This window comes from Peribacillus sp. Hz7, assembly GCF_042136355.1.
Lineage (GTDB): Bacteria > Bacillota > Bacilli > Bacillales > DSM-1321 > Peribacillus > Peribacillus asahii_A.
In genome coordinates, this window is record NZ_JBHHJV010000001.1 from 233606 (window position 1) to 255890 (window position 22285).

23 protein-coding genes are annotated in these 22285 nt (G+C 37.0%); 15 read left to right on the plus strand and 8 right to left on the minus strand.

Annotated features, from left to right (window positions below):
- Positions 1–83 precede the first annotated feature (83 nt).
- The 3 genes from ACE199_RS01110 to ACE199_RS01120 all read left to right on the plus strand — a co-directional run bounded on the left by ACE199_RS01110 (position 84) and on the right by ACE199_RS01120 (position 3110).
- Positions 84–884 (plus strand): TerC family protein, encoded by an 801-nt coding sequence (locus tag ACE199_RS01110; RefSeq protein WP_375348258.1) that lies wholly within the window; start codon positions 84–86, stop codon positions 882–884.
- Between the two features lie 268 nt (positions 885–1152).
- Positions 1153–1893, plus strand: a complete 741-nt coding sequence (gene sigI / locus ACE199_RS01115) for an RNA polymerase sigma factor SigI (RefSeq protein WP_252293969.1) — start codon at positions 1153–1155, stop codon at positions 1891–1893.
- A complete protein-coding gene (locus tag ACE199_RS01120) occupies positions 1890–3110 on the plus strand; it encodes an anti-sigma factor domain-containing protein (protein ID WP_375348259.1) in 1221 nt (406 codons plus the stop codon). Before sigI ends, ACE199_RS01120 begins: the two co-directional genes overlap by 4 nt.
- A 49-nt stretch (positions 3111–3159) precedes the next feature.
- Here ACE199_RS01120 and ACE199_RS01125 read toward each other — a convergent pair whose 3' ends face one another.
- Positions 3160–3360, minus strand: a complete 201-nt coding sequence (locus ACE199_RS01125) for an alpha/beta-type small acid-soluble spore protein (RefSeq protein ID WP_119116104.1) — start codon at positions 3358–3360, stop codon at positions 3160–3162.
- A gap of 365 nt (positions 3361–3725) precedes the next feature.
- Between ACE199_RS01125 and ACE199_RS01130 the strand changes: the two genes are divergently transcribed.
- Complete coding sequence (locus ACE199_RS01130; RefSeq protein WP_375348604.1) at positions 3726–5072, plus strand: TrkH family potassium uptake protein; 1347 nt, start codon at positions 3726–3728, stop codon at positions 5070–5072.
- A 48-nt stretch (positions 5073–5120) separates the two neighbouring features.
- On the opposite strand, the gene ACE199_RS01135 is transcribed toward ACE199_RS01130, so the two are convergent.
- Together ACE199_RS01135 and ACE199_RS01140 are read right to left on the minus strand one after the other, a co-directional pair.
- Complete coding sequence (locus tag ACE199_RS01135) at positions 5121–6863, minus strand: B12-binding domain-containing radical SAM protein (protein ID WP_375348260.1); 1743 nt, start codon at positions 6861–6863, stop codon at positions 5121–5123.
- Positions 6864–7121: 258 nt separating this feature from the next.
- On the minus strand, positions 7122–8162 hold the full coding sequence (locus tag ACE199_RS01140; RefSeq protein WP_375348261.1) for an acyltransferase family protein: 1041 nt from the start codon (positions 8160–8162) through the stop codon (positions 7122–7124).
- Between the two features lie 399 nt (positions 8163–8561).
- Between ACE199_RS01140 and ACE199_RS01145 the strand changes: the two genes are divergently transcribed.
- Positions 8562–8795: an aspartyl-phosphate phosphatase Spo0E family protein gene (locus ACE199_RS01145; protein WP_119116107.1), complete on the plus strand. Its 234-nt coding sequence runs from the start codon at positions 8562–8564 to the stop codon at positions 8793–8795.
- Positions 8796–8922: 127 nt separating this feature from the next.
- Positions 8923–9474 (plus strand): PilZ domain-containing protein, encoded by a 552-nt coding sequence (locus ACE199_RS01150; protein ID WP_127759615.1) that lies wholly within the window; start codon positions 8923–8925, stop codon positions 9472–9474.
- Between the two features lie 54 nt (positions 9475–9528).
- Here the strand turns inward: ACE199_RS01150 and ACE199_RS01155 are convergent, their stop codons facing one another.
- Entirely contained in the window at positions 9529–10260 is a 732-nt protein-coding gene (locus tag ACE199_RS01155) for a ZIP family metal transporter (protein ID WP_127759616.1), read from the minus strand.
- Positions 10261–10320: 60 nt separating this feature from the next.
- Complete coding sequence (locus tag ACE199_RS01160) at positions 10321–11541, minus strand: MFS transporter (protein WP_375348262.1); 1221 nt, start codon at positions 11539–11541, stop codon at positions 10321–10323.
- 261 nt (positions 11542–11802) lie between these two features.
- On the opposite strand from ACE199_RS01160, the gene ACE199_RS01165 reads away from it, so the two are divergent.
- The 3 genes from ACE199_RS01165 to ACE199_RS01175 all read left to right on the plus strand — a co-directional run bounded on the left by ACE199_RS01165 (position 11803) and on the right by ACE199_RS01175 (position 15414).
- A complete protein-coding gene (locus ACE199_RS01165; protein WP_375348263.1) occupies positions 11803–12240 on the plus strand; it encodes a MarR family winged helix-turn-helix transcriptional regulator in 438 nt (145 codons plus the stop codon).
- Between the two features lie 212 nt (positions 12241–12452).
- On the plus strand, positions 12453–14147 hold the full coding sequence (locus ACE199_RS01170) for a M3 family oligoendopeptidase (RefSeq protein ID WP_375348264.1): 1695 nt from the start codon (positions 12453–12455) through the stop codon (positions 14145–14147).
- A gap of 232 nt (positions 14148–14379) precedes the next feature.
- Complete coding sequence (locus tag ACE199_RS01175) at positions 14380–15414, plus strand: YkvI family membrane protein (RefSeq protein ID WP_375348265.1); 1035 nt, start codon at positions 14380–14382, stop codon at positions 15412–15414.
- Positions 15415–15460: 46 nt separating this feature from the next.
- On the opposite strand, the gene ACE199_RS01180 is transcribed toward ACE199_RS01175, so the two are convergent.
- The gene (locus tag ACE199_RS01180) at positions 15461–16105 is read right to left on the minus strand and encodes a hypothetical protein (protein WP_375348266.1); all 645 of its coding nucleotides are present in this window, start codon (positions 16103–16105) and stop codon (positions 15461–15463) included.
- A gap of 196 nt (positions 16106–16301) precedes the next feature.
- Positions 16302–16478 (minus strand): YkvS family protein, encoded by a 177-nt coding sequence (locus ACE199_RS01185; RefSeq protein WP_127759622.1) that lies wholly within the window; start codon positions 16476–16478, stop codon positions 16302–16304.
- Between the two features lie 324 nt (positions 16479–16802).
- Between ACE199_RS01185 and ACE199_RS01190 the strand changes: the two genes are divergently transcribed.
- Positions 16803–16997 (plus strand): abortive phage infection protein, encoded by a 195-nt coding sequence (locus tag ACE199_RS01190; protein ID WP_127759623.1) that lies wholly within the window; start codon positions 16803–16805, stop codon positions 16995–16997.
- A gap of 56 nt (positions 16998–17053) precedes the next feature.
- Here ACE199_RS01190 and ACE199_RS01195 read toward each other — a convergent pair whose 3' ends face one another.
- The gene (locus ACE199_RS01195; RefSeq protein ID WP_375348267.1) at positions 17054–17866 is read right to left on the minus strand and encodes a thermonuclease family protein; all 813 of its coding nucleotides are present in this window, start codon (positions 17864–17866) and stop codon (positions 17054–17056) included.
- 129 nt (positions 17867–17995) lie between these two features.
- Between ACE199_RS01195 and ACE199_RS01200 the strand changes: the two genes are divergently transcribed.
- The 5 genes from ACE199_RS01200 to ACE199_RS01220 all read left to right on the plus strand — a co-directional run bounded on the left by ACE199_RS01200 (position 17996) and on the right by ACE199_RS01220 (position 22271).
- Complete coding sequence (locus ACE199_RS01200; protein ID WP_375348268.1) at positions 17996–18169, plus strand: ATP-binding cassette domain-containing protein; 174 nt, start codon at positions 17996–17998, stop codon at positions 18167–18169.
- A 262-nt stretch (positions 18170–18431) separates the two neighbouring features.
- Complete coding sequence (locus tag ACE199_RS01205) at positions 18432–18698, plus strand: phosphocarrier protein HPr (RefSeq protein WP_119116119.1); 267 nt, start codon at positions 18432–18434, stop codon at positions 18696–18698.
- 1 nt (position 18699) lies between these two features.
- Positions 18700–20424, plus strand: a complete 1725-nt coding sequence (ptsP, locus tag ACE199_RS01210) for a phosphoenolpyruvate--protein phosphotransferase (RefSeq protein ID WP_375348269.1) — start codon at positions 18700–18702, stop codon at positions 20422–20424.
- A gap of 158 nt (positions 20425–20582) precedes the next feature.
- Positions 20583–21368 carry an SDR family oxidoreductase gene (locus tag ACE199_RS01215; protein WP_375348270.1) on the plus strand — a complete coding sequence of 262 codons (786 nt, stop codon included), beginning with the start codon at positions 20583–20585 and terminating at the stop codon, positions 21366–21368.
- Positions 21369–21401: 33 nt separating this feature from the next.
- Entirely contained in the window at positions 21402–22271 is an 870-nt protein-coding gene (locus ACE199_RS01220; RefSeq protein ID WP_375348271.1) for an NAD(P)-dependent oxidoreductase, read from the plus strand.
- The last annotated feature ends 14 nt before the right edge of the window (positions 22272–22285 follow it).

Here is a 22285-nt window from a genome sequence, read left to right on the forward strand (position 1 = left end):
TTTGCCTATTACGGCAGAGGTCTTTTTGTTTTGCCGAATGCCGATAGGGGGAAAGACATACTAACTATTGGAGGGAAAAGTAAATGGATGCATCACTATTATTGGAATACGGCTGGGTTCTTCTCGTATTAATTGCCCTTGAAGGACTTCTTGCCGCAGACAATGCAGTTGTTATGGCCGTCATGGTTAAACACCTACCAAAAGATCAACAACGAAAAGCGTTATTCTATGGGTTATTTGGAGCGTTTGTATTCCGCTTTGCCAGCTTGTTTCTTATCACATATTTGGTTAATATATGGCAAATTCAAGCGATTGGTGCCTTATACTTACTATTTATTGCTTGTCATAATATTTATAAAAAGTATTATGGGAATGAGTTGGATGTTGCGCCGAAAGCGAAAGCCACTTCTGGCTTCTGGATGACTGTTTTAAAAGTAGAGCTCGCAGATATTGCCTTTGCGATTGACTCTATGCTTGCAGCTGTAGCATTAGCGGTAACCCTTCCTGAAACAGGATGGTTCAAAGTGGGCGGTATTGATGGCGGACAGTTTTCGGTGATGTTCTTAGGTGGAATCATTGGCTTAGTTATTATGCGATTTGCAGCTAATGCGTTCGTGAAAGTATTACATCAACGACCATCCCTTGAAACAGCAGCCTTTTTGATTGTAGGTTGGGTTGGCGTAAAGCTGGCCGTTCATACACTTGCTCATCCGTCATTAGGGGTCATTAATGAACACTTCCCAGAATCCATTGTATGGAAGTCAATTTTCTGGACTGTGTTACTTGGAATTGCAGTTGGAGCTTTTCTATTATCGGGAAAAAAAGACAAACAAGACAAACAAGACAAACAAGACAAACAAGACAAACAAATACAAGAAGTCTAAATAACAATTCAGGTGTCTGATATGGCGCCTGGATTTTTTTATGAATCGATTATCCCCATAAAAAAATCTTCTATCTCGTATTATTATAGGGAGTTCGGATAAAGAGGAAACACCCAACATGAAAAATGGGTATTATTTCTTATGTTTCATAACGGAAATATGAATTTGTTTTGAAAATAGGACTTTTGAAACTGTGATTCACATCTGCTCCGCTTAAGATTAATATATTGACCTTATGTTTAATGGTCAAAAGGAGTGAGATGTACGCATGATAGGTTTTTTATTTACAGCATTGAAGAAAAAACGTTCATTAGAAGATTGCGTCATCAAAATTCAACAAGGTGACACGAAGCTTCGAAATGATACGATCCATTCTTATAAGCCTTTTATTGCTAAAACAGTTTCAAGCGTTTGTAATCGATATATTCATGAATCAGATGATGAATACAGTATTGGTCTGATTGCTTTCAATGAAGCAATTGATAAATATTCATGTGAAAAAGGAAAGTCTTTGCTTGCGTTTGCTGAGGTTATTATTAAGCGCCGAGTTATTGATTATTTAAGAAGTCAGTCAAGAAATAAGGAAGTGATTTTGGAGTCTGCTTGGAATGAAGAGGGGGGCGATGATTCATTTCTCGATGATCAAAATTCTATTCAGGCATTTGAACAGGAGCAAGAAACGTTAAAAAGAAGAGAGGAAATTCTTCTTTATAATCGTCGTTTACAGGAATTTGGCTTATCTTTTCAAGAATTAGTTCATCATTCACCAAAGCATATAGATGCTCGTTTAGGAGCAATTTCTATTGCGAAGACATTAATGGATGATGGGGAGCTAAGAGACCTTTTGTTCATGAAGAAACGGCTTCCGATTAAACAATTAGAGGAAAAAGTACGAGTGAGTAGAAAAACGATTGAACGACATCGTAAATATATTATTGCGATGTGTATCATTTTAAATGAAGAGTTTGTGTACTTATCGCATTACATAGAAGGGGTGACTCAGCAGTGAAAAAGGGTATAGTTCTATCAGTGACTAAACGACATATTACGTTGTTGACCCCAGAAGGTGAGTTTGTCAGAAGAAACCGGGATAACGGAGTGTATGAAATTGGTGATGAAGTAACGATTATCCCAGTAGAACGAACGTTTCCCATTTCTTCTAAGAAAATAGCCGTTATTGGCACGTTTGCCTCTGCTTGTCTTCTATTTTTCTCAATTATTGCTGTTCAACCCTCCACTCATGTATCTGCTTACATGACGATTGATGTAAATCCTAGTGTTGAAATAGGTGTAGATGATGATTTAGATGTGATTGAACTAAAAGGGTTAAATGATGAAGGAAAGCGTGTCGTGAAGGAATTGGGTGTATGGGAAAATAAGGAGCTTTCGACAGTGACTGACAACATTGTTGCCAAGACAAAGGAACTAGGCTATTTGAAGGGTTCTACACAGAAGATTGTCGTCTCCACAACCATGATCGAAAAGAATAAGAAGGTCAATCAGCAATTAAATAAAGAGCTGCAGCATATGTCCCAGCAATGGCCGATAAATCGTACAAAAGTACAAGTTATTCAAGCGACAAAAGAAGAGCGTAATGAAGCTAAAAGACAGGGGCTCTCAACAGGAAAATATGTTGAACAAAAGCGGGAGAGTCAGCAAAAGAAGATTCAGACGAATGAGGACAATCAATCAAAAGAGAAAAGTCAAATAACGAATACTCCTGTTCAAAAGACTGAAGAGAAGAAGACGGCTCAGCCTTTACAAACGAATCAGGAAACAAAAAAAGCAACAAATGAGAAATCTTCTAGTCAGTCGGGGTTGAAGGATAATCAAAAGTCAGTAGAAACGGAGAAGTCTAACAAAGAAAAGCCATCTTCATCAAAAAAAGAACATGTATCTAAAGAAAGAGAACAGCAACAAGAACAACGAAAGAAAGAGAAAGAATGGCAAAAAGTACAACAAGAGAAAGAGAAGAAATGGCAAAAAGTACAACAAGAGAAAGAGAAGAAATGGCAAAAAGTACAACAAGAGAAAGAAAAGGAATGGCAAAAAGTACAACGAGAGAAAGAAAAGGAATGGCAAAAAGCGCAACGAGAGAAAGAGAAGGAACAACGCAAAGAACAACTGTATAAACCAGTAAAAAAAGAAGAGAAATCTCATCCAGGTAATGCAGGTAATCATAAAAAAGAAAATAACAATAGAGAGAAGCAGCGTCAGGATGATTAATGAAAGAGCCCGGTCAAAGACCGGGCTTTAGCCATGTTATTCTATTGTATTAAAATTTACCGCTAAGCTGAGATTGAGCTTGTTGCACTAATCGTTTTGTGATTTCTCCGCCTACAGATCCATTTGCACGTGCTGACGTATCAGATCCTAATTGAACGCCAAACTCAGAAGCGATTTCATATTTAATTTGTTCTAAAGCTTGTTCAATTCCAGGAACAAGTAATTTATTACTGCTGTTATTATTAGCCATGTTATAATCTCCTTTAGTTTATATGTTATACAGTGGCATCTGCCGCTGTAGTCATAGTATAAGTAGATTAATTTTTTTTAGTTGCGTTGCGGTTGCTTTTCTATTGGCAAGAGCACCTTATAGTTGAAGGAATGGAATAAGTCGAGAAGGATTGGAAAATGGTTGAAAAACGGGTACACTAGGTTAAGAAATTATTTTAATTCAATAAGTTAATGGCGAGAGAGACTCATTGCTTGACAAGAATTGATAATTTCAATCCGAGCTCAGTATCCTACAAAGAGGATGCTAACTGAGTGGAGTTGTATTTTACATACGTTTGAAGAGAATTTCAACAGAACGAGAGGAACGGGAACGTGTAGATGATTATGTTTAAAAAAATATTGGCTAGGCTTTCTCCTGCTCAGCTTATTATTGGGTATTACTTTATTGCCGTTAGTATTTCTACAGGCTTGCTTAGCCTCCCAATTGCGATTCAGCCAGAAGTGGAATATAGCTTTAGTGATGCCTTATTTACGGCAGTGAGTGCCGTAAGTGTAACCGGATTATCGGTTGTTAACGTATCGGAAGTGCTTACGGTTCCGGGTTATTTTATTTTGATGTTTGTTCTCCAATTTGGTGGAATTGGGATTATGACGTTAGGAACCTTCTTCTGGCTTATCGTAGGCAAGAAAATCGGTTTAAAAGAACGTCAATTAATTATGGCCGATCAAAATCAGATGCAATTATCAGGCGCTGTTAAATTATTAAAACAAATTATTGAAATCTTTTTGGTGATTGAATTTATAGGTGCACTTATTCTTGGAATATGGTTTCTCAAATATGAGCCAGACTTAGGAAGCGCGATGCTAAATGGCTTGTTTATGTCTATTAGTGCCACGACAAATGCCGGTTTTGATATTACGGGCATTTCTATGGTTCCGTATCAACATGATTATTTTGTTCAAACAGTCGTCATGATTTTATTGATTCTAGGAGCGATTGGTTTTCCTGTTTTAATGGAATTAAGAGAATTTTTTACGTCAAGAAAACGCACATTTAAGTTTCGATTTTCTTTGTTTACAAAGTTAACTTCCATTACGTTTTTTGGACTAGTAGTCGCCGGTACTTTGTTTATTTTATTAATGGAATGGAATGGTTTCTTGCAAGATAAAAGTTGGCATGAGTCTTTATTTTATTCCTTATTTATGTCTACTACAACGAGAAGTGCAGGTCTTACTACGATGGATATCACAGCTTTTTCAGAGCCTACCTTATTGCTCCTCAGTTTACTGATGTTTATTGGGGCTTCTCCTAGTTCTGTTGGAGGCGGGATTCGGACGACGACTGTTGCTATTCTTCTTTTATTTGTGTGGAACTTTGCACGAGGTCGACGTTCGATTAAAGTGTTTGAGAGAGAAATTCATCCTGATGATATTTTTAAAGCGATGGCTGTACTCATTGTTGGTTTACTTCTCAGCATTAGCAGTATTTTTATTTTAATGATTACGGAAGATTTTACGTTAACTGCGATTATTTTTGAAGTATGCTCTGCTTTTGGAACAGTTGGTTTGTCTTTAGGAATTACGCCTGAATTAAGTGAATTTGGGAAAGGCCTTCTGATGATTTTGATGTTTATTGGTAGAGTGGGAATTACGTCTTTATTATTCAGTGTGGGGCGTAAAGAAGTAACAGAAAATTATCATTATCCAAAAGAACGAGTGATTACAGGATAAGTAAAGAAACCCCTTTTCATCAGCCTGGATGAAAAGGGGTTTTGTTTATCATTTAGTTGTATATGAATAGATGGTGGAGCCTTTTCCGCTAGGATCAAAATAGGCAACCATAACAGAGGATTGGCGCACCATTTTACCTGTAGTTAAATACGTATTTAAATCAAATGGAAGTTCTTCAATCATTGTATGCTTACGCAAATCTTTTTCATTTAATTGCAGGGAAGCAAAGTGTTTACCTAACTTTGTTGAATCTGCTAGAATTTCTTCGTATATCCAGTTACGTTCTTGCTTTTGAGAAGGTTCCCACCAAGTTTTTCGCGGTTTATACTTCTGGCTGTTTAAATAGTCATATTTCATTAATCCGGTAACAAAATCTGTTTCAATCTCGTCTTTCGTCGCTAAAAATTGCTGTAAGCGACGGAATAAGTCTTCCAACTGATGTCCGATTCGAGACCATCCTTTTTCATCCCAATACGTCCCGAACTGTTGGAAGAAATCGAATGGAGAGGGGAATGCGTTCTGAATTAAATACTCAATCGTATAGTCCATCCGGTGATCATTCCAATATTTTTCTAATACATCTTCCACTTGTTTAATGCGTACAATATCATCAAACGATAGCACATTATTACCAAGAATTTCGTAAGGGGCATGGTCGCTGTATATATAATCGTGTTCGTTAGCGCGAATGCGCAGCCCTGTTCCACGCAGCATTTTTAAAAAGCCCAGTTGTAGTTCCTCTGGTCTTAGTGCAAATACGTCATCAAAGGTTTTTTGGAAAGAGTAATAATCCTCTTCAGGTAAACCAGCAATTAAATCGAGATGCTGATCAATCTTTTGTCCTTCCTTCACCATTGTCACGGTTCTTGTCAGCTTTTCGAAATTTTGTCTCCGTTGGACAAGATCATTTGTTTGATCATTGGTGGATTGTACACCAATTTCAAAGCGGAAAAGACCTGCTGGTGCATGGTCATTTAAAAACTGAATTACTTCCGGCCTCATAATATCGGCCGTGATTTCAAACTGAAAAACCGTTCCTGGTCGATGCTCGTCTATTAAGAATTGGAACATTTCCATTGCATAGCTTCGGCTAATATTAAAGGTTCTGTCAACAAACTTAATCGTTTTGGCACCGTGCTCCATTAAGTAGCGAATATCTGCTTTAATTTTTTCACGATCAAAATAGCGAACGCCTACTTCAATAGAAGATAAACAGAATTGACAGTTAAACGGACAGCCGCGGCTCGTTTCAATATAGACGACACGTTTAGAAAGAGCCTCTCGATCTTCTTCAAAACGATACGGTGATGGTAACGTCTTTAAATCGATTTTTCCAATCTGTGGCTGTATGGTTTTCTTTCCATCTTGACGGTAGGCAATTCCACCAATTCTTTTGAAGTTTCTTTCACCGCTTAGCTCTGTTAATAATTCCTTAAAGGTTACTTCTCCTTCACCAATAACGATGAAGTCTGCATCGGGAATGAGATCGAGCCATTCGCTAACATCGTACGTTACTTCAGGTCCACCGAGAACGATACATAAATTGGGATTGATTTTCTTCAACATCGCTACGACTTTCATCGTTTCTTCAATATTCCAAATGTAGCAGCTGAAGCCAATGATATCTGGCTTCTTCGCATATAAGTCACCAACAATGTTCATGATAGGATCTTTAATCGTATATTCAGCTAATTGAACAGAAAAGTCGGGTTCTGCATAAGCTTTTAAATAGCGAATGGATAGAGATGTATGGATATATTTTGCATTTAATGTCGTAATAATTGTATTCATAATTACAATGCGTGTACACGCAATGCCTCCTTCGTAAACAATCACTTGTATAGATTAAGTCACTAATCATTTATTTTAACATAGTGACGCGAGATTGAAAAATGAATCTTGCATCGTACACTGGACAACGAATAGTTATGTGAAATTTTATGATTAGAATTTATTAAATAACGTTGTTTATTTTTGGATCCTTTAAGCGGAAAATCGCATCAATGTCTATTAACATAACCTAGTATAAAAGCACCTCCGTAGAGATGCTTAATGTGTTGTTGATTCATGCTGTTTTGTTCGTCCAGCTTTGAGATTTTTCTTGAATTGTTTAAAACGAGATAGCTTTAATTCAATCATCGGTTGAGCAAATGATCCTACAAGGTTACTTGAAAGAATAGTCGTTAATACAAACGAAATGGCAACGAGTATGATGAAGTACTCCATGTTATTAAAGTAATTATGAAATTCACTTTCGCGGAAGAATTTAATAAAGAAACCGTGAAGCAAATATACATAGAGAGTTTGTTTTCCCCAGTTTGTGAAAAAGTATTGTCCACGCGGAATTAACGATAAGAAACTAAATACCATAATTAAACTTAAACCATAAAAACCAAGCCGCTTAAACATGGAAATAATCGTTGCTTCTTCAAGTTCTGAATAAGGCTTAGAACCGAGCAGCCATTTGTAATTAAAATCAGGATATACATAGAAACCGATGAAAACAAGCAGCATGATGAAAAACGATGTCATTCGAATACTTGGTTTCGTTAGCTGCTTTAAGTTCTCTTTACTAATATGATAGCCAATTAAGAATAATGGGAAGAACACAAACGTTCTCGATAAACTTAAATAATTGGAAACCGAATCAATATACCCGACTAATAAGGCAATAATAATCGATAAACTAATGCCTATAAAAGGGGGAAGCTTTGCGAAACCGAGTAACATAATGTTCCAGCAAAATAAGCTGATTAAAAACCATAAAGACCATTGCGGGTCAAGTAAGTCAACCGATAATGATGAGCGCTGATATAAATAATAATAGTAAATCGTATAAATCACTTGAAAGATAATATAAGGTAGAATTAATTTTTTGGTGATTTTTAGGATATATCCTTTTTCATAAAAGCCTTTAGCAAATAATCCTGATACAAGGATGAAGGCCGGCATATGAAAAGAATAGATTGTTTTATATAAAGCTTGAATAATCTCGCTTTCATAAATATACGAATTAAGCAAATGTCCAAAAACAACAAAAGCTATCAAAATAAATTTTGCATTATCAAAATAAGTATCGCGATGTCGCATAGCCCCTCCTTTAAAAGTGTAATAGAATCGGATTGGTAATTATTGTATTTCCAATCTAGTTTTTCATTAAATAATCATAGCTCTATCGATATGATGATGCAACTAGGAATTCTTTCATGTAGTGCTAGTATAAGAAAATCGGACGTAATGATGGTAATCTGGCTTATATTACAGGTTAAAGGGATTCTACTAATTGACAGAATCTAGTTTATTGGTTCCTTTTAATTTATATGAAAACCTGTAGAAAATGTCAAAAATTATTTCTTTTTTTGTTCGTTTGTACAGCATAAAATGAAAAGTTTTGTCTTATTTTGCGAATCTATTTACATATATTGTTTAATTTGTAATACTAGTTAATTATAAAGACTATAATTAATTAGGGGGATAAGGCCAATTACTATGAAGTTGAAAAAGTTAAGGAGCCCGAGAGAAGTCTCGGCTGAAATAAATATAAAGAGAATAGAGATGATGGAATTAGCCCGAGTGTATGGAATGAATGGTGAGCCGACCGTTCGTTCAAGTCAAGAATTGGATTTATTAATTAATGAATATTTGATTTTACAGCATCATTTAGCTGTGAAAGTGAAAGTAAAAGTGAAAGAGAGTTTGGTTATTGGGCATGATTGTGGGTAAACTGACCTGTATACAAGGAATATAATAGGTAGGCAAAATTAGAAATATCTTTTGGTTAATTTTTCTCAAAAAAGGTTGCATTGTTTGGTATAATAAAAAGCATCACGATGGAACAAAGGAAGATGGTATGGAGTTTATACAATTATTGAAGAATCAAGAAGTTACGCAAGCCGCTCTTTTCTCAGTTGAAGGGGAGCTAATGAATGTAATCATTAAGGATTCAAAAGAGTTTCATGCTGGAGATTCTGTTGCTTGTGTAGTTAATAATCAAAAGTTTGATACAAAAATTATAAAAAGACAACAACATAATTTATACTTATATATCCCTTGGTTTGATCAGTTAAATTTAAGGGAACGTAGAAAAGCCGTTCGTACCTGTTGTGAAATACGTGCTTATATACAATCAGAGCAAAAAGAAATACCTGTTACTGTTTTGGATGTAAGTATTACGGGACTAGGCTTTTTTTGTGCGCGTAAGCTTTCAGCGCATAGACCATATAAAATATCGTTTATGATGGAAGAGACTATGAATCATCTGGAAGTAATGATTCAACATGTGCAAGAAACCGAAGAGGGTTTTCGTTATGGATGTCAGTTTATTAATAGTAGGGAAGGGACTTTATTTCCGATTCGACGATATATTTTAAAACAGCAACTTACAAAGTTAGAAGACGTATAGACGCTGCTAAAGAAGGCTGACCCCTATAATCATTGAGTCAGCCATTTATTTTGTTTAGATTTCTAGTAGAAGAATCATAAAAAGTAATCCAATAATAAAGGAATATGTTGAGGATTGTTCATTCCCGTCACCGTGACTTTCAGGAATTAATTCTTTATAGATAATAAATAACATAGCTCCTGCTGCGAATGCTAAGCCGTATGGCACTAAAAAAGTAATGTAAGAGGTTAAATAATATCCTAATAAAGAAGTAACAATTTCAATCGATCCTGTTAAGGTCGCGATAATGAATGCTTTTAGCTTACTAATTTTTTGATTAAATAGAAATAAGGCAACTAATAAGCCTTCAGGGGCATTTTGTAAGCCAATTGCAAAAGCAATTAAATTCCCTGTTTCCGAAGCAGAATCCGAAGCATAGCTTACACCTACTGATAAACCTTCTGGGATGTTATGAAGGGTAATGGCTGTAACGATTAGCAATGCTTTCTCATCGAATTCAATTCCGCTCTTGTTATGATCTAGATCCATATGTGGAATGTTTTTTTCAAGTAATGTTAATGTTAGCACGCCAAGGAAAATGCCAATAACAAGCTGAATGTAGTTTCCATTTGCTAATGATTCAGGAATTAAGCTCATAATGGAAGCAGCCATCATAATGCCTGCTGTAAAGGCAAGCAATGTATCCCGAAAGCGATGGCTGATTGTGTTTTTAAGAAATAGAATCGGTAAAGCGCCGACTCCGGTTGAAAGGGCAGATAAAATACTGCCTATTAATACTTCACTCATAACGTGCTCCTTACTCCATTTAGATAATCTATTGGAAGTATACAAAATGTTAGAAAAAGGTTATGCATACCATTTTTTTAATAGGTTATCTGAAGGAAGAATGATTGCTATAACACCTAAAATCGGCAAGAAACTAACGATTTTAATCATCGTAATAATCCCCACTACGTCTGCGATTGCTCCTAAAGCAACAGAGCCGACAGCTCCCATTCCAAAAGCAAATCCAACGGTTAGACCAGCCATTGTGCCAACTTTTCCAGGAAATAATTCTTGTGCGAAAATCACCGTTACAGAAAAACTTGTCATAATAATAAAGCCGATGATTAATAACAAGATAAAGGCTATAGTAGATGATACAAATGGTAATAGAATCGTTAATGGCGCGCTCAAAATAAAGGAATAAAGAATAACATTTTTTCGGCCGAAACGGTCAGCGAATGGTCCACCAAAAAACGTACCGATGGCTCCAGCTGCTAAAAAGGCAAAAAGAAAAAGCTGTGCTGTCTTAATCGGAAATCCATATTGCTCAATTAAATAAAAACTATAAAAGTTGGTCATACAAGAAATATACCAAGAACGAGCAAAAATGATAAATAATACGATACTTAATGCGATGGACACTTTTTTCGTTAATGCTTTGTTGCGCGTCTGTACTGCTTTTGTCTTCGGTTTAAATTCTACTAGTTTACGTGCATACCAATTCGCAATATACAGCAATAGCATGACAGCAAGAAAAGCAATAGGTGTAAACGAAAGAGCTCCTTTTTGTCCGAATGGAACAAGTATAAGGGCTGTAATAAGTGGAGCTAATGCTTGACCGCTGTTGCCTCCTACTTGATAAATGGACTGAGCAAGTCCGCGTCTTTGCCCCCCTGCCATAAAAGCAACGCGTGAGCCTTCTGGATGAAAAATAGCAGAGCCAAATCCCATTAGCAGTACCGCACATAAAATGATAGAATAAGTAGGTGCAATGGCTAGCAATGTAACCCCTATTAGCGTGCTTGTCAGTCCAATGGGAAGGGCATAGGGAATCGGTTTTTTATCTGTATAAAAACCGACGGCAGGTTGTAAGAGAGAAGACACGATGTTTAAAGTGAACGCAATCATACCTAGTTGGGTATAACTAAGAGACATCGTCTTTTCTAAAATCGGAAACATAGCTGGAACAACAGCTTGTAGTGAATCATTTAATAAATGGCATAAGCCAATGATGAGTAACACACGTAATGTCATTTCTTGACTTTGTTTGGTTGTTTTTTGACTAGTTGTCGCCGTGTTCATGATACTTCTAGCTCCTTCATTTATGTATTTTTCCTTCCTTTTAATAAAGGGAGATGGATGATATAAAGGTTATGCTGAATCATGGGAAGCGCGTGAATATTTATTGGTATGAATTTACTGTGCTGTTTCTTAGTATATCAAACTGTATAAAGAAACAATAGCCTAGTGCTTAATAGGCTAATTTGACAAAGAAAGAGAAATATATTACAATCATTTAAATTCGAGATATTTTAATTGAAAATATTTAAAGGTTGTGAAGTAATGGAGAAAGATAGTATTCAGCGTTCTTTAAAACTGTTTATTGTGTTATCGCGAGCGCATCGCTCTATCAATGATATGGTAAATAAACACATCGCTGAACATGGACTAAATCCTACTGAATTTGCTGTGTTAGAATTGCTTTATCATAAAGGAGATCAACCGTTGCAGCAAATAGGAGGAAAAATTTTGCTTGCGAGCGGTAGTATCACATATGTTGTGGATAAATTAGAGCAAAAAGAATATTTAATCCGTGTGGCATGTAAAGATGATCGTCGTGTTACGTTTGCACAAATTACGGAAAAAGGGAAATCCTTTATCGAGGGGATGTTCCCTGAACATGAAAAAAGAATTGATGATATTATGAGTGCGTTGACTCCAGAAGAGAAAGAAACAGCGATTGAATTAATTAAGAAGATTGGTTATGGCGTGCAATCATAATAAATAGATGGACTGAAGAACACCTTATAGATGAGGTGTTCTTTTTAATGGATTAAACATTTTTGTTGAACAAATCCTTTATCTTACATGGATGGTCTGCAATAATTTTTTGAATGATAGGAGAAAAGATTTCCAATGTCGGATAATATGCTATGCTTACAGGGAGGTTATACACTAGGGGTATACATTATGAAAGAAAAGGGAGTGCGAGCATGACATTTATGGAATATGAGTATAAGCGTCCACAAATAGAGGAAGTGAAAGAGCTATTTTCTTCCGCTATGGAGAAGTTTAAAGAGGCAAAGAATGCTGATGAACAAATGGAAGCCGTACAAGATACTAATCAAATGCGCAATTCTGTGAGCACGATGTTTAACATTGCTCACATTCGTCATTCGATTAATACACACGATGAATTTTATAAAGTGGAAAATGACTATTTAGATGAGTTCGCTCCAGAGATGGAAGAAGTAACATCGTTGTTTTATGAAGAGCTGGTACGTTCTCCATTTAGGGAAGAGCTTGAAGCTAAGTGGGGACCTCAGCTGTTTAAACTAGCAGAAGCTCAGTTAAAAACATTTTCGCCAACGGTTATTCCGTTATTGCAAAAGGAAAATAAGCTGTCTAGTGAATATTCACAACTTATTGCTTCAGCGAAAATCGAATTTGAAGGAGAGGAGCGTACGCTTGCTCAATTACAGCCATTTATGGAGTCGCCGAATCGCGAGCTGCGGAAGAGCGCAAGTGATGCGTACTATCAGTTTTTGGCATCCAATGAAGCAAAGCTCGATCAAATTTTTGATGAGCTCGTAAAAGTACGTCATGAAATAGCGACGAAGCTGGGGTATAAGAACTTTGTGGAACTTGGATATTACCGCATGGCCCGAACAGATTACAACGCGGAAATGGTTGCTAAGTTTCGGAAGCAAGTGGAGGAAGTTATCGTACCCCTTGTGAGCCGTTTAAAGAAACGTCAACAAGAGCGTATCGGTGTTGAGACTTTAAAGTTTTTTGATGAAAACTTTGAATTTAAAACAGGAAACGCAACGCCAAAGGGAAATGCTCATTGGATTATTGCGAACGGTAAAAAAATGTATAGTGAGCTTTCTGCAGAAACGAAAGAGTTTTTTGACTTTATGGTAGACAATGAGTTGATGGATTTAGTTGCGAAAAAAGGAAAAGAAAGCGGTGGGTATTGTACATTTATTGAAGATTACAAAGCTCCGTATATTTTCTCAAATTTCAATGGTACATCTGGGGATATCGATGTATTAACGCATGAAGCAGGGCATGCCTTCCAAGTCTATCGAAGTCGCTTGCAAGATATTCCTGAATATTATTGGCCTACTTATGAGGCATGTGAAATTCATTCAATGAGTATGGAATTTTTGACTTGGCCGTGGATGGAATTATTCTTTAAGGAAGACACCGATAAATATAAGTTTTCTCATTTAAGCTCTGCGTTAGTGTTTTTACCATACGGTGTAGCTGTCGATGAGTTTCAGCATTTTGTATATGAGAACCCTGAGGCAACACCAGATGAAAGAAAGCAAGCATGGAGACAGATTGAGAAAAAATATTTGCCGCACCGTGATTATGATGGCAATCCTTTTTTAGAAAAGGGTGGCTTTTGGCAGCGTCAAGCACATATTTATAATTCTCCTTTCTATTATATTGACTATACGCTGGCGCAAATTTGTGCGTTTCAATTTTGGAAACGAGCTATAGAAGGAGATCGTACCGCTTGGGACGATTATTTACATTTATGCGATTTAGGTGGCAGTCGCTCATTTCTCGGTCTTGTTGAGGCAGCTAACTTAAAATCACCATTTGAAGATGGAACCGTTCAAGAGGTTGTTGCTACTATTGATGCTTGGTTAGCGACCGTTGATGACAAGGCTCTATAAGCAGGGAAAAGCTAATCTACGCGATTAGCTTTTTTTATTGATGGAAGTTTCACTTTATGCTAACCAACAGAGTTTGATAATAGAGTCTTAAATATATAATGATATCTGACCACTCCCATCTCTAAAGGGGGGGCAGCGCACCGTAATGGGCTTTCTTTTCGCAAAATCCGTAATAAGCTTGTCTAAAACGCCTTCTCTACACATATAGATGGGATAATAAGGAGGCGAAGGGATGTTGTCACGGTGGGCAGGAGTTTTTCAGATTGCGGCGGTTTATGTTGGAACCATTGTAGGTGCCGGTTTTGCAACTGGAAAGGAAATTGTTGAATTTTTTACCCAATACGGCCTATACGGCTTTTTAGGGATTTTAATAGCAGGTTATTTATTTATCTTTATAGGAACAAAAATGATGCTTATTTCTTCCCAAATTCATGCGGCCTCTTATGAGGAGTTTAATGAATATTTATTTGGTAAAAAGATTGCTTCTATTATCAATTTGCTATTTTTAGCGATGCTGGTAGGGGTTAGTGCCGTGATGCTTTCCGGAGCAGGAGCTGTCTTTGAGGAACAGTTAGGAATGTCCAAACATATTGGTGTTTGGTTAACGATTGTGCTCGCAATCGCAGTTCTAATATTTGGAACGCGGGGATTATTTGCGATTAATTCATTTGTTGTGCCAATCATGATTAGTTTTAGTGTACTTTTATGTGTGTTAACGATTGGAAACGGGGGTTTTTGGGAATCGTTATTGCACATACCAGAAACAGGAATGACGGTAAAAGTGTTAGTTTCTCCTTTTTCGTACACGGCTTTTAATTTAGCACTGGCGCAAGCGGTACTTGTGCCGATTGCCTATGAAGTTCAAGATCAGGAAACCATTAAGCGCGGCGGCATGCTTGGAGGAATCTTTCTCACTATCATTTTGTTATCGGGTCATTTTGCCTTAATGACTTTGCCTAATATAGCGGATTATGAAATTCCTTCCGCTATTATTATGAAATCAGCAGGAGAGGCTTTATATTGGGTATTTATTCTTGTAATCTATGGGGAAATTTTTACGTCAGTTATTGGAAATATATTTGGTTTAGAACGACAAATTAGTGGGTTTTGGAAAGTGCCAAGTATTTGTATTATTCTTCTCTTGTTTATGATTGCCTTTTTTATTAGTGAGGTAGGCTATGGGAGATTAATTGGCTATTTATATCCATTGTTTGGGTACATCAGTTTACTTTTCTTAGTGCTCGTTTGGCGAAGTAAGGTTGAATGAATAGACAAGAGAAAGGAGCTATTTGCGCCTTTCTCTTGTCGGCGTTTTATTTTTTTGCAAGAATCGTTTTTGCCATTTCTAAAAAGGCATCTCGATAATCTGCTTCTTTTGTTGTAAACATTGTAAGAAGAACAGGAGCCTTCTCATTTTTGAGTAAAACGGAGGTAACGACTTCATTATCTGGTGTCACTACTTCATAACTGACACCATTTTCAATCTGGAGCTTCGGATCAGAAATCGATTCTGAAATACTGCTAAGGAACGTTTTCATATATTTTTCTGTTTCTACTAAATCTGTACCTTCTGGTAATAGCTCAATACGCATCGAAATAGCATCATTTTCAGATAAAAAAACGAGATCTTTGCCGGGTTCTTCAGCACTTAATTCAAATTCCGGAAGTACGTACATATTAAATGGTTGGTTGTCGCTTGTTTTTAAGAAAGCTGTTTCTTCTTTGCTTTCTTTGTTTAATGTATACGTTAAATTTGTTTCCATGACGCGTACTTCGTTGGATTGTTCTTCATTTGTCTTCTCATTTTCTGAAGAGCCATTTTGGTTTTCATTCGTTTCTTCAGCTTGTGATGAATCATTTTGCTTTTCATTTACTTCTTCTTTATCTGCTGTGCCGCATCCTGTTAATACTAATGTTGCCACAGCAACTCCTGATAAGATTGATGTCCATTTTGTCATACTGTTTTCCCTCAACTTTCTGAAATGTCTCTTGTGTCTATGAGCAAGAATATTTACGACAGGTCCCTTCTATTATAGATGTTTCTTTTAGAAAGGAGTCATAAGAATGTGTAAATATAAGCACAAATGTCACAAATTAGGCATTTTTGTCTACAGAGTTGAGGGATGTACAACTGTTGTGTTGTATACTGGGAAATTATTTAATGATTGTGTAGTTTTTATGGTTGACAACTGTTTTTTGTTCAAGCTCTAAATCGCGATAATTGTCCATATAGGTCACATCGACAATGACAGAGTTTTCATTTACTTTCTCAACGATGCCTTGTAAACCTTCGCGAAATTCAATAATATTACCTACTTCTGCTTTTTTCATTGCGATCATCCTTTCATAGTTCAGATTAATGGACCAAAAAAGAGGGTTAAACTATGTATATGCTGTTTTGGTCTGTCGACTACAAAATTATTTAAGAGTCGATTGCGAGGTGGATTAAAAACACTATTCATTTGACGAAGATAAATAGTTTACTATACAGTTTGCACTATTTTTTACGGTTCGTAAAGAAAATAGTAGAAAAAATTACAAAAAATTCAAAAAATATTTTAGGAAGTGGACATGTGCTACAATGAGAAAGGTTTTTAGAACAATGTTATTGAACAGAACTTAGAAGAAAAGGATAAAGGAATGGTGGTATATACAATGAACGAACAAGACGTACAAACAATTCTTAATCAATTAGCGAATCGGGATATTCAGGAGTATAAAGTAACAAAGGAGCATTTTATGACGTTTCGACAACAGCTTGTGAAGCGAGAAGATTTTAAACATTTTCGTGGAGAAGCGAAGCATAATGGGGAAGTCGTGTATACATATTTAGATGAAGCGCGTAGTTAAGGTAAACGGCCGGCTTATAGAGAGCTGGCCGTTTACTTTGTTTTTTAGCTGCTGTTTTAGCGTTGTGATGGACGGAACCCAGCTGCTTTTGCTTCTTCTTCGGTACAAAACATTTCTTCTGCTTTTGTTACATCGTAGTGTGCACCGGAAGGAAGATGATAGATTTTATCTCCTTTTGAATTAATATTTCCTTTAATAGTTGGGTTTGCGCAAGTTTGTTCATTAACAGTAGGCTCTTTTTGCGTTTTGTCTTTTGTATCTGCAATTGAATCATTAAATCCTTTTGATGTTACATAATTTTCGATGGACCAAATGCCAATGGCTTTCTTTTGGGCTTCTTTCTGTACTGCTTCTAGTTCATCTAAATATTTTGTATTGGGAGCATACACATAGGCTACTCGTGCAAGTCCTTTTTCAAGCAGCATTTTGTTGACCATTTTGCCATCTACATAAAAGTAGGCAAGCAAGCGTCCGTATTTATCTCGCTCGCTAATGCCGGTTTCGACTTCCACTTTAGAACCAGTAGGCATTAATTCTTTTGAAAATTGACTTGCTTCTGGTCCAAAGGGTTGAACACCTTTGGATGGATGAACGGTTTCCGGTGTATCGATAAGAAGTAAGCGGACCGTTTCTTCGTTGCCGTTTGGCAGCTTAATTTTCACGGTATCTCCATCGACGACTTTAACGATTTCTGCGGTGAAGGTGCTTCCTTTCTTTTCTTGAACGGTTTCCTCCTTATTAGTAGAGTTAGTTTGTTGTGCTGTTGCGTTCTCTGTTTTGTTTTCTATTGTTTCTGTTTCACTACAAGCGGTTAGTAAAAGGATACTCATACATGCAAGTAGGATATATTTTAAATAGGATTGTAGCATAAGGGACCTCCATTTATATTGGTTGTACATTTCCGATGATTGAATTAAGATACAGAAAGAAAACGTATATTCTTACTAAAGTTATAGTGTAGTTAAATGAAGGGGAAAAGTAAAGGGGCATATGGAGAGATGTTGGTTTTAGAAAAGGTCGTTTATAAAGGTATTATTAACCTCGATTATCTTGAAATGAAGTCGGGCGTTGTCACTTGTCTTGTAGGAGAAAGCGGGGCAGGAAAAACGACGTTGCTACGACTGTTGAATCGTATGAAAGATATTGATAGCGGAAAAATCTTGTCTCGTTAACCGTTATTATCTTTATTCTGCTTAGCTATAAAGTGTTTTTTACGAAGAATGCACAATTAGATTTATAAACAAATTATTTATAAACGAGATTTTTAAATGGATTTTAATAAGAATTTCTTGATTTTTTACTATTTGTTTGGATTTTCGTTTGTTTGTAACAAGTAGTAATGCTATTCTGAAGAATGAAGGATTGTTCCTTGTTCATTTAAAAGAAAAGGCTTTCCTAATTTGTTGATCATCTTAATAAAGGGGTTAGATTGATATGATAGAAAAAAAGTTTAAAGTAGTTGCGGAAACAGGCATTCATGCGCGTCCAGCAACGTTATTAGTACAGGCGGCTGGTAAATTCGATTCAGAAATTACATTGGAATATAAAGGGAGAACAGTGAACCTTAAGTCTATTATGGGTGTAATGTCTTTAGGTGTTGGTAAAAATGCGGATATCACGATTACAGCTACCGGCAGCGACGAAAATGATGCGATTAAAACGCTTACGGAGACGCTGGATAAAGAAGGTTTAGCTCATTAATATGTCCACTCTATTAAGTGGAGTCGCCGCTTCTGCTGGAATAGCCATTGCAAAAGCGTATCGACTCGACGAACCTATATTGTTTGTCGAAAGAAGAACGATTGAAAACAGTGATGCGGAAATTGCCCGTTTTCAAGAAATGATACATAAGTCACGAGCTGAGCTCAAGATGATACGGGCAAAAGCAGAACAGCATGTTGGTGATGATCACGCAGCCATCTTTGATGCTCATTTACTTATACTAGAAGATCCAGAATTTTTGCTTTCTATTCAACATAAAATTCAAACAGAACAAATCAATGCTGAGTTTGCGCTGCAGGAAACGGTCGATATGTTTATGATGATGTTTGAGCAGAATGATAATCTATTGATTAGGGAACGCGCAATTGACCTTTATGATGTGAAAATGCGGTTGTTAGCTCATCTTCTTGGTGTTCATCTGCCTAATCCAAGTTTAATAGCCGAGGACGTCATCATTATTGCAAATGACTTGACACCGTCAGATACTGCTCGATTAAATCCTCTCTATGTAAAAGGCTTCGCCACGGAACGCGGAGCCAGTTCATCGCATTCCGCTATCATTGCCCGCTCTCTTAATATTCCAGCGATTGTAGGAGTAAAAGAAGGGCTAGCTGCTATTAATCATGGTGATATGGTGATTATTGATGGATTCAGAGGACAGGTCCATATTAATCCAACCTCTGAATTGATGAAGCGCTATGAGTCGGAACAAATTGCGGAACAAGCTATAACAAGCAAATGGGATCATTTTGTTCATCAACCAACTGTAACTAAAGACGGGCATCAAGTAACTTTAGCAGCGAACATCGTTTCAGAGAAAGAGGGAAGCAGCGTTCTCTTCAATGGTGCGGAAGGTGTAGGATTATTTCGTACGGAATTTTTATTTATGGGGAGAAATGAGTTACCGAGTGAAGAAAAACAGTTTCAAACGTATAAGGCAATTTTAGTAGGCATGCAAGGAAAGCCAGTTGTCATTCGCACATTAGATGTTGGGGGGGATAAAGACGTTCCGCACCTACATCTCCCTTATGAAAGTAATCCTTTTTTAGGATATAGAGCGATTCGTTACTCGTTAAAAGAGCCTGTTCAATTTGAGACGCAATTACGAGCATTGCTTCGTGCGAGCGTCTTTGGTCATTTAAAAATTATGTTCCCAATGGTTACGACTTTAACAGAGTTACGTACAGCTAAAATGCTCTTGAATAAAGTGAAGCAAGAGCTGCTGGATGCCGGAACGCAGGTAAACGAGAACATTGAGATTGGGATGATGGTAGAGGTACCGGCGACGGCAATTATGGCGGATGTGTTTGCGAAGGAAGTTGATTTCTTTAGTATTGGTACAAATGACCTTATTCAGTATACGATGGCAGCGGATCGTCTAAATGAACGAGTAGCTTATTTATATCAACCATACAATCCAGCTATTTTTCGCTTAATTAAAATGGTGATTGATGCCGCTCATAATCAAGGTAAATGGGTAGGTTTATGTGGCGAAATGGCAGCAGATCCAGTAGCAATCCCTATTTTATTAGGGCTGGGTGTAGAGGAGTTTTCCATGAATGCTGCTTCCATCTTACAAGTTCGTTCTTATATTCATCAGCTTTCACAAATAGAAATGAGAAAGCTGGCAGAGACTATATTACATATGGAAACAGCGGAGGATGTCCAACAATTTATTCAGCAAGCACTGAATGATGTATGTTAGCGAATCTCTGCTATGATTTTGATGTCGAATGGACAAAGCCATTCGGCTATTTTTCATGTATATAAATAAAAAATTTGAGCGTTTATTTCCCTATTTTTCCTAATAGACAGCTATAATAGTAGTCATAGAAGTAAATTGATAACATTAGGAGGATGACAATGGATTTTCAATTAGAGAATAAAAATGCGCTGATTTTAGCATCAAGTCAAGGGTTAGGGAAGGCGATTGCAGCAGAGTTGATAAAAGAGGGCAGTAATGTGATGCTTGTTGGCCGTTATGAAGAGAAGCTTGTTAACGCCCAAGAAGAACTGCAAAAGCTAGGATTAGGGAAAGTTGTTTATACAGTAACAGATCTTTCGAAATTAGAAGATATCCAAGCCCTTGTCAAAAAGACGGTAGACGAGTTTGGAAGTATTGATATTTTAATCAATAATGCAGGAGGACCGCCTGCTGGGACGTTTGTAGATATGAGTGATGAGCATTGGCAGCAATCTTTTGAGCTGAATTTACTTAGTTATATTCGTACGATTCGTGAAAGCTTGCCTTATTTAAAGCAAAAGGGAGGAAGAATTGTGAATATTGCTTCTTCTTCGATTAAAGAACCGATTCAAGGGTTGATTTTATCCAATACGTTTCGAACAGCCATTGTTGGGTTAGCTAAAACATTGTCTGTTGAATTAGGTCCTGACAATATTTTAATTAATACAGTTGGACCAGGACGAATTGCAACGGATCGTATTCAATATTTAGATAAAGTAAGAGCTGACAAAGAAGGAACTACACAAGAACAGTTATCTCAGCAATTACTGAAAAATATTCCTCTTGGCCGATATGGAGAACCTGAGGAGTTTGCTAAGTTTGTGACGTTCCTCGTTTCAGGAGCGAATACGTATCTAACAGGACAGTCTTATTTAGTAGATGGCGGTATGGTTAAATCAATTTAAACAAGCGTGTTGGGAGTGAGGGGATTGGTACTAATGAAGGAGAATGCAATTATCGGTTTTATTGGTACAGGTGTTATGGGAAAAAGTATGGCCCATCATTTATTAAAAGCAGGATACGAGCTCTATGTGTATACGAGAACAAAGGGAAAAGCAGAAGAGCTGCTGAATCAAGGGGCAAAATGGGCGGATACACCGAAAGAACTAGCACAGCATGCGAATGTAATTATTACGATGATTGGCTATCCGAAAGATGTGGAGGATATTTATCTTGGTGAGCAAGGACTTATTGTAAACGGTAAACCTGATACATATATGATTGATATGACAACGTCTACCCCCTCTTTAGCTGAGCGAATTGCGAGCGAGGCTAAGAAAAAAGGAATGGCAGCTCTTGATGCACCTGTGTCAGGAGGGGATATTGGAGCGCGAGATGCCAAGCTTGCGATTATGGTCGGCGGTGAAGAAGAAGATTTTAAGACGGTTCAACCGATTTTAGAAGTTATGGGAAATAATATTATTTACCAAGGGAAAGCAGGGGCTGGGCAACATACGAAAATGTGTAACCAAATTACGATTGCTTCAACGATGATTGGTGTAACAGAAGCGATTGTGTATGCGAAAAAAGCAGGATTAGATCCAGACCGTGTGCTGCAAAGTATTTCTACTGGAGCGGCTAGCAGCTGGTCGTTAACGAATCTTGTGCCACGGATGGTGAAAGAGGATTTTGAACCAGGGTTTTATATTAAACACTTTATTAAAGATATGACGATTGCGCTTGAAGAGGCCGATAAAATGGGGATGGATACACCAGGGCTTGCCTTAAGTAAATCATTGTATGTCCAACTTGCAGAAGCAGGTGAGGAAAACAGCGGTACACAAGCATTGTATAAATATTACAAGTGAAACGTAAATAAGCA